This is a genomic window from Sphaerisporangium flaviroseum (assembly GCF_039537005.1).
In the GTDB taxonomy this organism is placed as follows: Bacteria; Actinomycetota; Actinomycetes; order Streptosporangiales; family Streptosporangiaceae; genus Sphaerisporangium; species Sphaerisporangium flaviroseum.
Genome location: NZ_BAAAZR010000043.1, coordinates 100,160 through 112,834 on the forward strand (window position 1 = coordinate 100,160; position 12,675 = coordinate 112,834).

The 12,675-nt window shown below is 68.6% G+C and carries 7 protein-coding genes; 4 read left to right on the plus strand and 3 right to left on the minus strand.

All coding sequences use genetic code 11. The features are described 5' to 3' along the window. Nucleotides 1-17: 17 nt before the first annotated feature. From ABD810_RS35335 to ABD810_RS35345, 3 genes are read right to left on the minus strand one after another with little or no spacing between them, the layout of a single operon-like run. Nucleotides 18-1,448 carry a maltokinase N-terminal cap-like domain-containing protein gene (locus tag ABD810_RS35335; RefSeq protein ID WP_344951161.1) on the minus strand — a complete coding sequence of 477 codons (1,431 nt, stop codon included), beginning with the start codon at nt 1,446-1,448 and terminating at the stop codon, nt 18-20. After that, on the minus strand, nt 1,445-3,157 hold the full coding sequence (treS, locus tag ABD810_RS35340) for a maltose alpha-D-glucosyltransferase (RefSeq protein ID WP_344951164.1): 1,713 nt from the start codon (nt 3,155-3,157) through the stop codon (nt 1,445-1,447). Before treS ends, ABD810_RS35335 begins: the two co-directional genes overlap by 4 nt. A gap of 57 nt (nt 3,158-3,214) precedes the next feature. Further along, nucleotides 3,215-5,242, minus strand: a complete 2,028-nt coding sequence (locus tag ABD810_RS35345) for an alpha-1,4-glucan--maltose-1-phosphate maltosyltransferase (protein WP_344951167.1) — start codon at nt 5,240-5,242, stop codon at nt 3,215-3,217. Between the two features lie 426 nt (nt 5,243-5,668). On the opposite strand from ABD810_RS35345, the gene glgP reads away from it, so the two are divergent. The 4 genes from glgP (at nt 5,669) to ABD810_RS35365 (ending at nt 12,660) form a co-directional block, all read left to right on the plus strand. Further along, nucleotides 5,669-8,272 carry an alpha-glucan family phosphorylase gene (gene glgP / locus ABD810_RS35350; protein WP_344951170.1) on the plus strand — a complete coding sequence of 868 codons (2,604 nt, stop codon included), beginning with the start codon at nt 5,669-5,671 and terminating at the stop codon, nt 8,270-8,272. 178 nt (nt 8,273-8,450) lie between these two features. After that, entirely contained in the window at nt 8,451-10,604 is a 2,154-nt protein-coding gene (locus ABD810_RS35355; protein ID WP_344951173.1) for an amylo-alpha-1,6-glucosidase, read from the plus strand. Between the two features lie 59 nt (nt 10,605-10,663). Further along, nucleotides 10,664-11,779, plus strand: coding sequence for a glycosyltransferase family 4 protein (locus ABD810_RS35360; RefSeq protein ID WP_344951177.1), 1,116 nt, complete (start codon nt 10,664-10,666; stop codon nt 11,777-11,779). 107 nt (nt 11,780-11,886) lie between these two features. Next, nucleotides 11,887-12,660, plus strand: coding sequence for an enoyl-CoA hydratase/isomerase family protein (locus ABD810_RS35365; protein WP_344951180.1), 774 nt, complete (start codon nt 11,887-11,889; stop codon nt 12,658-12,660). Nucleotides 12,661-12,675: the final 15 nt, after the last annotated feature.

Below are 12,675 nucleotides of genomic sequence, written 5' to 3' on the forward strand. Positions count from 1 at the left end.
GGCAGGCGAACGAGGTGTCAGCTGACGGCGTTCCTGAAGGCCGAGAGCGGGATGGGGAGCCAGGTGGGCCGGTTGCGGGACTCGTACTCGACCTCGTAGGCGGCCTTGCTCAGCTCCAGCGCCCGCAGCAGCACGGCGTCATCGCCGTGGATGCGCCCGCCGCCCGCCGAGTACCCCGCGATGAAGGCGGCTCGGTTGCGCTGGGCCCACTGGGCCGCCCGCTGTTCCAGGGCTTCGGCGTCGGGGTGGTCGGAGAGCAGATGGCGGGCCGCGTAGTCGAATGATCGCAGCATGCCCGCCACGTCCCTGAGCGGTGAGTCCAGCGCCCGCCGCTCGTGGAGCGGCTGGCCCGGCTCGCCCTCGAAATCGAGCACGACCCACTCACTAGGGGTGCGCATGACCTGGCCAAGGTGGTAGTCGCCGTGGACCCGTTGCACGATGATCGGCCGGCGGATGTCGGCCAGCCGGTCGAACGTCTCGTGGGCGACTCCGGCGTGCTCGGCGAGCGGGGGCACCTCGCCGATGGCCGCTTCGAGCCGCCGTCTGAAGCCTTCGACCATCCGCTTGACCTCGGGCGCCTCCACCGTGTTCGTGGGGAAGGCGGCGGCCAGCTCCTTGTGCAGATGGGCGGTCGCCACGCCGAGGCGGTGCGACTCGGCGGCGAAGTCGCCTCCGGCGTCGGCGGCGGTGGTGCCGGGCAGCGACCCGTACAGGTCGCGCACGCTGGTGAGGGCCAGTGCCCACCCGTCGCTGGCGGTGGGCAGGAACTCCTGCGTGAACGCGAGCGTGGTGTTCTGGCCGTCGACGTCGGCCTCGATCCAGCCGTACGGCCGGGCGATGTTGGGCGAGCCGCGCTCGGCCAGCGCCGACACCACTTCGAGCTCGGGGTTCACGCCGGGGATGATCTTACGGAAGAGCTTGCAGATGTAGGCGTCGCCGAACACCAGCGAGGTGTTGGACTGCTCGCCGCCGAGTACGAGGCTCCGCGGCGAGGTGTCGATCTGGGTGCCCGGCATGTGGCGGAAGCGGAGCCCGCCGAGGTCGGCGTCCTTGGCGATGGACGACAGCAGGACCCCGGTGACGTCGGCGTCGTGGACGGCGTCGTAGGCGAAGCCGTCCGGGGTCTCACCGATCGCGACGTGCTGGAGACGCTGGGGAAGCCGGGGGCGGAACCCCAGAAGCAGCTGGTAGCGATCGGTGTGCGAGTCCTGCCTGACGGTGATGATCAGGTGGCGCAGGAGGATCTGTTCCTCGGCATGGGTTCTCGCCGAGGCGTCCGTGGTCCTGGAGGAACCCGCCACATCGCTGTGGAGGGATTCTGCAGGACCACGAAGGGCGAGCGGGGTGGTGACCTCCACGGCCAGCTCTGTGATCGCGCGGCCCTTGCCGGCGAACCACCGCTGATGGGTGATCCAGCCGGCAAGTAGCTCCTCGAGAGTATGTGTCACGTCTCCTCGGCTGCAGCGCTCGTGGGCGGAAGGGTGAACCAATAGAACCCATGCCCAGGCAGCGTCAAAAGATACGGAAGTTCGCCAATCGGTGGAAATGGAACTCCACCGGTGCACTCCACGGGAGTGACGTCCTCGAACCTTCGCAGGTCCAGCTCAACGGGCTGGGGGAAGCGGGAGAGGTTGTTGACGCACAGGACCCGGTCGTCGCCGAGCTCGCGCACGAACGCGAGCACGCTGGGGTTGGACGAGTTGAGCTCGGTGAACTCGCCCAGCCCGAAGACGGGGTGCCGCTTCCGGATCTCGATCATCTTCTTGGTGAAGTGGAGGAGCGAGCCGGGGTTCTTCTGCTGCGCCTCGACGTTGAGCGCCTGGTACCCGTAGATCGGGTCCATGATCACTGGCAGGTACAGGCGGCCGGGGTCGCAGTCGGAGAATCCCGCGTTGCGGTCGGGCGTCCACTGCATGGGGGTGCGGACGCCGTCACGGTCGCCCAGCCAGATGTTGTCGCCCATCCCGATCTCGTCGCCGTAGTAGAGCACGGGGCTCCCCGGCAGGCTCATGAGCAGGGCGGTGAACAACTCGATCTGGTTGCGGTCGTTCTCCAGCAGCGGGGCCAGGCGGCGGCGGATGCCGACGTTGGCCCGCATGCGCGGGTCCTTGGCGTACTCGGTGTACATGTAGTCGCGCTCTTCGTCGGTCACCATCTCGAGCGTCAGCTCGTCGTGGTTGCGCAGGAAGATGCCCCACTGGCAGTTCTCGGGGATCTTCGGCGTCTGCGCCATGATCTCCGAGATGGGATAGCGGGTCTCCCGGCGGACGGCCATGAAGATGCGCGGCATGAGCGGGAAGTGGAACGCCATGTGGCACTCGTCGCCGCCGGAGACCGTGTCGCCGAAGTACTCGACCACGTCGGCCGGCCACTGGTTCGCCTCCGCCAGCAGCACGCGGTCGGGATAGAGGCGGTCGACCTCTTTCCTGACCGACTTGAGGTAGGCGTGGGTCTGCGGGAGGTTCTCGCAGTTGGTGCCCTCCTGCTCGAACAGGTAGGGGATGGCGTCCATGCGGAACCCGTCGATGCCGAGGTCCAGCCAGAAGCGCAGGACCTCCAGCATGGCCTCCTGGACCGCCGGGTTCTCGTAGTTGAGGTCCGGCTGGTGGTGGAAGAACCGGTGCCAGTAGTACTCGCCGCGCACCGGGTCGTAGGTCCAGTTGGACGTCTCGGTGTCGATGAAGATGATCCGGGCGTCCTTGTACTGCTCGCCGTCCTGGGACCAGACGTAGAAGTCGCCGAACGGCCCGGTCGGGTCGTGACGGGACGCCTGGAACCACGGGTGCTGGTCGCTGGTGTGGTTCATGACCAGGTCGGCGATGACCCGCATGCCGCGCTTGTGTGCCTCGTCGACGAGCTTGATGAAGTCCCCGAGATCCCCGAAATCAGGGAGAATCTTCATAAAGTCGGAAATATCGTATCCGCCGTCTTTGAGGGGCGACTCGTACAGTGGCAGAAGCCACAGACAGTCGACACCAAGCCACTGGAGATAATCCAGCTTGTTGATGAGACCGCGGATATCTCCGGTTCCGTCCCCATTGGAATCTGCGAAGCCTCGGATGAGGACTTCGTAGAAAACAGCGCGTTTGTACCAGTATGGATCGCGCGGCTTCTCGTGTGTGAAGGTGTTCGGGACGGGCTGAGGCGTCAAGCTCACCTGTGGACTCCCCGCTGTGCTTATGCTCGCTTTTCCGCCGTCAGCATCGCCATATGTCTATGGCTGACCGGTCGGTGTCGCTCGCAGTGTGAGGACGTGTGCTGGATTGATGTGCGGATCGAGGCGGACGTAGTTGGCATGCCGCCAATGGTACGAATCGCCCGAAAGCTCATCGTCCACGACGAATTCGGCGTCCCAATCGAGGCCGAGGGCAGGCATGTCCAGCCGGACCGTCGCCTCATGTGTGGTGTGCGGATCGAGATTGACGACGACCACGACCACGTCGCCTAGGCCGTGCCGTCGTGTGGACGGGTCATAGGCGCCGGGCAGCCGCTTGGAGAAGCAGACCATGTCCGGGTGGTCGACGTTGTGGAATCGTAGGTTACGCAGTTCCTGAACCGCAGGGTGTGCTCTTCGGAACAAATTGAGAAGGGTGATGAACGGCGCCAGGCTCCGGCCCTCGCGTTCCGCGGCGGCCCAGTCGCGAGGACGCAGCTCGAACTTCTCGCTGTGGAGGTACTCCTCGCTGCCCGGTCGTACCGGGGTGTTCTCCGCGAGCTCGTAACCCGCGTAGACACCCCATGTGGGTGACGCCAGCGCCGCCAGGACCGCACGAATCTTGAACGCCGGCACGCCGCCGTTCTGCAGGTACTCGTGAAGAATGTCGGGCGTATTGACGAAGAAGTTGGGCCGCAGGTAATGCGACGTCTCGTGGGAGAGCTCGTGGAAATAGCCCTCGATGTCGGCCTTGGAGTTCTTCCACGTGAAGTACGTGTACGACTGGTGGAATCCGACCTTGGCCAGGCCGCGGAGCATCGGGGGGCGGGTGAACGCCTCCGACAGGAACAACACGTCCGGGTCGGTCAGGTTGATCTCGGCGAGCAGCCGCTCCCAGAATCCCACGGGCTTGGTGTGCGGGTTGTCCACCCGGAAGATCCGCACGCCGTGGTCCATCCAGAGCCGGACGACCCGCAGGACCTCGGCATAGATGCCCTCAGGGTCCTTGTCGAAGTTCAGTGGGTAGATGTCCTGGTACTTCTTCGGCGGGTTCTCGGCGTACGCGATGGTGCCGTCGGCCCGGATCGTGAACCACTCTGGATGCTCCTTGACCCACGGGTGGTCGGGGGAGCACTGCAGGGCGAGGTCGAGCGCGATCTCCAGGCCCAGGCCGCGCGCGCGCCGCACGAAGACGTCGAAGTCCTCGAAGGTGCCGAGGTCGGGATGGATGGCGTCGTGGCCACCGTCCTCGGAGCCGATCGCCCAGGGCGAGCCCGGGTCGTACGGCTCGGGATGCAGGGTGTTGTTGCGGCCCTTGCGGAAGGTCTCGCCGATCGGGTGGATCGGGGGCAGGTACACCACGTCGAACCCCATGCCTGCCACGGCCGGCAGCCGTTCGGCGGCGGTCCGGAAGGTGCCGGACGTGGGACTGGCGCCCTCTTCGAGGATCGCCCCCTCCGACCGGGGGAAGAACTCGTACCAGGAGCCGAACAGCGCCCGCCTGCGGTCGACCCTGATGCGGTACCTCGGCCCTCGGGTCACCAGGTCGCGCAGCGGGTGGGCGGCGAGGGCGCCCGCCGTCTCCGGGAGCTGTGCCAAGGCGAGCCTGGCGCGGGGATCGAGCTCGTCGTCCCGCAGCCGGTCGGCCACGTTCTGGAGGGCCGCGCGATGCCCGCACCTGTCGCAGCCGGCCAGGCGCACCGCCCTCGCCGCACGCTCGAAGAGGCGCGCGCCCTCCTCGCACATCAGATCGGAGTCGATGCCACGCGGGATCTTGATGCTGGCGTCGTGCAGCCAGGTGCCGATGGGGTCGCCCCAGGCCTCGACGCGGAACTGCCAGTTACCCTCCGTGGGCAAAGTGACGGCCACGGCCCACAGATCGGTGCCGGGCGTCGTCTCGCGCATGGGGAGCAGCCGCCCGCGCCTGCCCTCGGGGTCGATCAGCACGACTCCGGCCGCCACCGCGTCGTGTCCCTCGCGGAACACGGTGGCGCTGATCTCGAAGGTCTCACCCGCCGCCGCCTTCGCGGGCCACCGCCCGCACTCGACAACAGGGAATATGTCCTGTATTGGGATTCGTCCGATCATCGCGTCTCAAGGTAGCGGCGACGCACCGGGCGCCGCCGGGGTTTGGGCAAGAGGTGATCTTTGCTTTCAAGTAGGTCGCGGCTCGATGCCGTCGTTGGGCGGGCGCGTTCGTACTCGTCCCCAGAGTGACGGTTGTCGCTCCGGGGATCGGAGGGTCTGGCTGAGACTCTTACATGGGACTGCCCCCATAGTCCCTCTTCAAGCCTGCCGGAGGGAAGTTAGGGGTGCCCCGAGGAGCTTTTGTCCCTGACAGTTGCCATAGAAGGGGTGGGTCTACATGATCAAGTTGAGATCACAGTGACCAGTCCGCTTTAGTGAGGTTTGAGCTGGTTTGGTAGTGGTGAGAGCGAATCGCATGAGATCTGGTAGGCGCACAAGAGTGTTTCGGTCGCGCGTCGTGGCGCTGAGTAACTAGGGTCTGGCCCCGTGAGAGCAATCCGCAGGTTCACTGTCCGTACCGTCCTTCCCGTGGAGCTTGCCGCCCTGGGCGAGCTCGTACAAAATCTGCGCTGGTCATGGCACCCGGAGACCATGGACCTGTTCGCCGAGGTGGATCCCTATACGTGGGAACGGGTTGGGCACGACCCCGTCGCGCTGCTCGGAGCGGTGGAGGCCGACCGCCTTGCCGAGCTTGCCCGTGACCGCAGGTTCCTTCGCAGGCTCGCCGACGCCGCGGACGACTTGCGCGAGTATATGACCGCGCCTCGCTGGTACCAGACGCTGCCGGACGCGCCGGCCGCCGTCGGCTACTTCTCGCCCGAGTACGGCATCGCCGCCGCCCTCCCGCAGTACTCCGGAGGGCTCGGCATCCTCGCCGGCGACCACCTGAAGGCGGCCAGCGACCTCGGCGTGCCGATCCTCGCGGTCGGGCTCCTTTACCGGCACGGCTACTTCAGCCAGTCCCTGTCGGCCGAGGGCTGGCAGCAGGAGCACTATCCGAGCCTCGACCCCGGCGGCCTGCCCCTGAGCCTCCTGAAGGAGGACGACGGCACGCCCGCCCGCGTCGCGATCCCGCTGCCCGGCGACCGCACGCTGCACGCGCAGATCTGGGTGGCGCAGGCAGGCCGGGTCCCGCTGCTGCTGCTCGACTCCGACGTGGCCGAGAACGACAACGCCGCGCGCGACGTCACCGACCGGCTCTACGGCGGGGGCACCGACCACCGGCTCATGCAGGAGCTCCTGCTCGGCATCGGCGGGGTGCGGGCACTCCGCGCCTACTGCCGCATCACCGGGCACGCCGAGCCCGAGGTGTTCCACACCAACGAGGGCCACGCCGGCTTCCTCGGGCTCGAGCGCATCCGCGAGCTCACCGAGCACCGGCTGTCCTTCGACGAGGCTTTGGAGGCCGTGCGGGCCGGCACGGTGTTCACCACGCACACCCCGGTGCCCGCGGGCATCGACCGGTTCCCCTCCGAGATGATCGAGAAGCAGTTCGGCGGCGGCAACGCCTGGCCGACCGTGCCCGTCGAGCGCATCCTCGCGCTGGGGGCCGAGCCCGAGGGCCCCGAGGGCGGCGCCGACACGGCGGTGTTCAACATGGCCGTCATGGGCATGCGGCTGGCCCAGCGGGTCAACGGCGTCTCGGAGCTGCACGGCGAGGTCAGCCGCGGGATGTTCCAGGGCCTGTGGCCGGGGTTCGACCTCGACGAGGTCCCGATCGGGTCGATCACCAACGGCGTCCACGCCCCGAGCTGGGTCGCCCGCGAGGTGATGGAGCTCGCGGGCCAGGAGCTTCCTTCGCTGATCGAGAAGGCCCAGGGCTGGGAGGGGGTCCAGAAGCTCTCCGACGAGGACATCTGGGCCATCCGTGGCAGGCTGCGCCGTCAGCTCGTCGACGCGGCGCGTGACCGGCTGCGCGCCTCCTGGCGCGCCCGTGGCGCCTCGACCGCGGAGCTGGGCTGGATCGACGAGACCCTCGACCCCGAGGTCCTCACGATCGGGTTCGCGCGGCGGGTGCCCTCGTACAAGCGGCTCACGCTCATGCTCAAGGACCCCGACCGGCTCAAGGAGTTGCTGCTCGACCCGGACAAGCCCGTCCAGATCGTCATCGCCGGCAAGGCCCACCCGGCCGACGAGGGCGGCAAGAGGCTGATCCAGCAGATCGTGAAGTTCGCCGACCGGGAGGACGTGCGGCACCGCATCGTCTTCCTGCCCGACTACGACATGAACCTCGGCCAGCTCATGGTGCAGGGCTGTGACGTGTGGATGAACAATCCGCTGCGCCCGCTGGAGGCCTGCGGCACCTCCGGCATGAAGGCGGCACTCAACGGCGGGCTGAACCTGTCGATCAGGGACGGCTGGTGGGACGAGTGGTACGACGGCAACAACGGCTGGGCCATCCCGACGGCCGACGGTGTCGAGGACGTCGACCGGCGTGACGAGCTCGAGGCCGGCGCGCTGTACGACCTGATCGAGCGCGAGGTCGCCGACCGGTTCTACGACCGTACGGGCGGCGCGCTTCCCCGGCGCTGGCTCGACATGGTCAAGCACACGCTCAGCTCGCTGGGGCCGAAGGTCCTCGCCGGCCGCATGCTGCGCGACTACGTCGTGGACCTGTACACCCCGGCCGCCGGGTCGGCGCGCGAGCTGTCCAAGGCCGACCACGCCAAGGCCCGGGAGTTCGCGGCGTGGAAACTGCGGGTCACCCGCGCCTGGCCGGGTGTGCGGGTCGAGCACATCGAGGCGTCGGGCATCGGGGACACCCCCGAGCTCGGGGCGTCGATGGAGGTGCGGGCGGCGGTCGCGCTGGGCGAGCTGTCCCCGGACGACCTCAGCGTCCAGGCCGCGTACGGCAAGGTGGGGGTGCACGACGAGCTGATCCGGCCGTCCTACGTCACGCTCTCGGTCGACACGGTCGGCGACGACGGGAAGGCGATCTACACCGGCGTCGTGCCGCTCGACCGCACGGGCGCGTTCGGGTACACCGTCCGGGTGGTGCCCGCGCACGCGCTGATGTCGTCTCCGGCCGAGCTGGGCCTGATCACCGTCCCCGAGGAGCCGGTCGGCATGACCAACGGCACGCTTCGCTGATCGACCCGCGCACCGGCCGGTGCCCACGGGGACGGCTCATACCGTCCTCGGTGGGCACCGGCCTCTGGCAAAACACCTAAAAAGGTCGAAACCCGGCATAAATCTCGAATGCATCGGGTGCCCGCTGGGCAGGGCTGACGGAAGCAACGCGATTCCATCGTGAAGGACGTGATCCGTCGTGGAAGCCTGGACCTTCGGTGGGCAGCCAGGGGCGCTGGGGGACACCACCACCACGCTGGTCGAGGGCGGCTCCTTCTGCGTCTGCGAGCAGAACGGTGACATCCTGCCGGGCGGCGCCCAGGGCCTTTACTACGCCGACACCCGCCTGGTGTCCCGCTGGGAACTCCGCGTCGACGACGCTCCCTTGGAGAGGCTGAAGGTCCTGCCGGCGGAGCCCTATCACTCCGCCTTCCTCGGCCGGATCCCTCCCCGGCCGGGGAGGGCCGACAGCACGATGCTGGTGATCAGGGACCGGTACGTGGGAGGCGGCCTCCGCGAGGACGTCACGCTTCGCAACCTCGCGGAGGAGGCCGCGGGATGCCTGGTGACGCTCGTGGTGGCCTCCGACGTCGCCGATCTGTTCGAGGTCAAGGCACACCGCATCCAGTACGCGGCCGACATCGAGACGATCGTGGACAGCACCGGGCTGAAGATCTTCTCGACGAGCCGGTCCCGCGGTGCCCGGGTGATCGCGGAGTCCGAGGGGGCGGAGTTCCACGCGATCCCGGGGCTGCTGACCTTCAAAACCGTCGTGCCCGCGAGGAGCGAGTGGCGGGTGACCCTCCAGGTCGACCCGATCCTCGACGGCGAGGAGGTGCCCGCCTGGTTCTCCGCGCGCAATCCCGTCGAGCGTGCCGAGCCCGCCATGCGCCTGGCCGCGTGGGTGCGCACCAGCCCGACGATCAGCACCACGAACGTGTCCCTGGCACAAGCCCTGCGCAGAGCCAGGACCGACCTCGGCAGCCTGCGCCTGTTCGAGAAGAACCGCCCGAACGACCTTCCCACGATCGCGGCCGGCGCGCCGTGGTTCATGACGCTCTTCGGCAGGGACTCCTTGCTGACCTCCTGGATGGCGCTGCCGCTCGATCAGAGCATGGCCCTCGGCACGCTGCGCCGCCTCGCCGAGCTACAGGGCACCAAGATCAACCTGCTCACCGAGGAGGAGCCCGGCAAGATCCTGCACGAGCTGCGGTACGGCGTCGAGCCCGGAGCGCCCGCATCCACCGGCGGCCAGCCCTACTACGGGTCGGTCGACGCCACCCCGCTGTTCGTCATGCTCCTCGGCGAGCTGCGCCGCTGGGGCCTGCATGCCGAGGAGGTGCGCCGGCTCCTCCCGCACGCCGACGCGGCGCTGGGCTGGGTCGAGAATTACGGCATGCGTGACGGTTTCCTGTGGTACCGGCGCAAGACCGACCGCGGCCTGATCAACCAGGGGTGGAAGGACTCCTTCGACGGGATCAACTACGCCGACGGCAGCCTGGCCCGGGCCCCCATCGCCCTGGCCGAGGCGCAGGGCTACGTCTACGCCGCCTACATCGCGCGCGCCAACCTCGCCCACGAGGTGGGGGACTTCGAGACCGAGCGAAGATGCGAGAAGCAGGCCGCGATCCTGCGTGAGGCGTTCAACTACCGGTTCTGGATGCCGGACCGCGGCTACTTCGCGATCGGGCTGGACGCGGACGGACGGCTGATCGACTCCCTCGCCTCCAACATGGGCCACTGCCTGTGGACGGGGATCGTGGACGACGACAAGGCGCCGCTGGTGGCCCGGCACCTGCTCTCGCCCGAGATGTTCAGCGGGTACGGCGTGCGAACCCTCGCCACCGGCATGGGCGCCTACAACCCGATGAGTTACCACAACGGGTCGGTGTGGCCGCACGACAACGCGCTGGTCGCGGCCGGGCTGATGCGGTACGGCTTCGTCACCGAGGCCCAGCGCATCGCCGAGGGCCTGCTGGACGCGGCCCAGGCCTGCGCCGGGCGGCTGCCCGAGCTCTTCTGCGGCTTCGGGCGCGACGAGTTCCCGACGCCGATCCCGTATCCGACCTCGTGTGCCCCCCAGGCCTGGGCCGCCGCCTCGCCCATTCATCTCGTACGGACGCTGCTGCGGTTCGACCCATGGGTTCCGTACGGGAAGGTCTGGCTGGCACCGGCCCTGCCGAAGGGGTTCGGCCTGCTCCAGGTGTCCAATCTTCCCCTCGCCGAGTCAAGGCTCATGGTGAAGGTGCAGGAAGACGATGTTTCCGCGACCGTTTGCGGTCTTCCCGCGGGGGTCAAACTGATCAGTGAGCCTCGCCCGCCGACGCTGATCTCGGTACCGGACTCCGACTGATCGCGGACGGGTTCGGCGAGGGCTTGACACACCGGAGAGGCCGGAGGGAGGCGCTGGAGATGACCACGTCGTTCGGCGTCTCCCGGCTGGGACGCCCACTGAGGCACGCCGCGGACTCCCGCCGCCTGCGCATCGCGATGGTGGCACCCCCGTGGTCGGAAGTGCCGCCCCGCGGTTACGGCGGCATCGAGTCGATGATCTTCGATCTGGTCGGGGGCCTGATGCGGCTCGGCCACGACGTCACGCTCATCGGGGCGGGCAGGACCACGTCCAAGGCCTCCTTCCTGCGGACCTACCGCCGGGCGCCGTCCGAGCGCATCGGCGAGAGCATGCCGGAGGTGCTGCACACGGCCATGGCGTCCCGGATACTGTCCCGGCTCGACGTCGACATCGTGCACGACCACACGCTGGCGGGGCCGCTCACCGCCGAGGGCAGGGCCACCCCGACCGTCGTGACCTGCCATGGGACGGTCGACGGCGAGCTTGGGGAGTACTACAGGACCCTGGGCGACGGCATCTTCCTGGTGTCCATCTCCGTGGCCCAGCGGACCTTCGCCCCCGATCTGAACTGGGTCGGGCAGGTGTACAACGCCGTGGACACCCGGATGTACCCGTTCACCGAGCGCAAAGAGGACTGGGTGCTCTGGATCGGGAGGTTCGCCGGTGACAAGGGCGCGCATCTGGCCATCGACGCCGCCCGGGCGGCCGGGCGGCGCATCGTGCTCGCGGGGAAGCTCGTGGAGCCCACCGAGCATGCCTACTTCGACGAGCACATCCGCCCGAGGCTCGGGCCGGACGCCCGGTACGACGGTGAGGCGAACGTCGTGCGCAAGCGCCAGCTCATGGCGGCGGCGCGCTGCCTGATGTTCCCCATCACCTGGCAGGAGCCCTTCGGCCTTGTGATGATCGAGGCGATGGCATGCGGGACGCCGGTGGTCGCCCTCGGCCTCGGATCGGTGCCCGAGGTGGTCGTGGACGGGGTCACCGGGTTCATCCGGCACTCGCCGAACGAGTTGCCCGCCGCCATCGAGGCCGTCGGCGAGCTCCGGCCCCGTGACAGCCGCAGCCACGTCGAGCGTGAATTCGACGTCACCACCATGGCCGCCGGCTACGAGCGCGTCTACCACGACGTGGTGGCCCATTCCACCGCGCTGCCCGGCTCGCACACCTACTGACCCACCGACGCCCCTCGCGATGGTCCGCCGGTCCGGTGATCGTGCCCGCCCGTATCGTGGTGGTACGGCACCCCGGGATCGGGTGCCGTCCGACTGAGGAGGGCGTCATGGCGGAATTCGTACGTGTCGAGACCGGCGGCAGGGTCGCGACCATCCGGCTGGACCGGCCGAAGATGAACGCCCTCAACGGCCAGATGCAGGAAGAGCTCGGCGCGTGCGCCCGCCAGGTCGACGCCGATCCCGACGTGGACGCCGTGGTGATCTACGGCGGGGAGCGGGTGTTCGCCGCCGGGGTGGACATCAAGGAAATGGCCGGCATGACCTACGCGGACATGGCCGCCCATTCCGGTGAGCTGCAGGCCTGTTTCACCGCCGTGGCGAAGATCGGCAAGCCGGTCGTCGCCGCGATCACGGGATACGCCCTGGGAGGCGGCTGCGAGCTGGCGCTGTGCGCCGACTTCCGGATCGCGGGAGAGGGCGCGAGGCTGGGCCAGCCGGAGATCTCGCTCGGCATCATCCCGGGCGCCGGCGGCACGCAACGGCTGCCCCGCCTGATCGGCCCCGCGCGGGCCAAGGACCTCATCTTCACCGGCCGGCACGTGGACGCGGCCGAGGCGCTCGCCATCGGCCTGGTCGACAAGGTCGTCCTCGACGCCGACGTGTACGCCCAGGCGGTGGCCCTCGCGGAGCGCTTCGCGGGTGGCCCGTCGCTCGCGCTGCGCGCGGCCAAGCTCGCCGTGGACCACGGCCTCGAGGTCGACCTGACCACCGGCCTGGATATCGAGCGCCTGCACTTCTCGGCCCTGTTCGCCACCGAGGACGCCCACGCCGGCCTCCGCGCGTTCACCGAGAAGACCAAGCCCGAGTTCACCGGCCGCTGACCCCTTCGGCCGGCA

Coding starts and splice junctions, on each gene's coding strand:
- ABD810_RS35365 (WP_344951180.1), top strand. CDS start 11,887: ATGGCGGAATTCGTACGTGTCGAGACCGGCGGCAGGGTCGCGACCATC.
- ABD810_RS35360 (WP_344951177.1), top strand. CDS start 10,664: ATGACCACGTCGTTCGGCGTCTCCCGGCTGGGACGCCCACTGAGGCAC.
- ABD810_RS35345 (WP_344951167.1), bottom strand. CDS start 5,242: ATGATCGGACGAATCCCAATACAGGACATATTCCCTGTTGTCGAGTGC.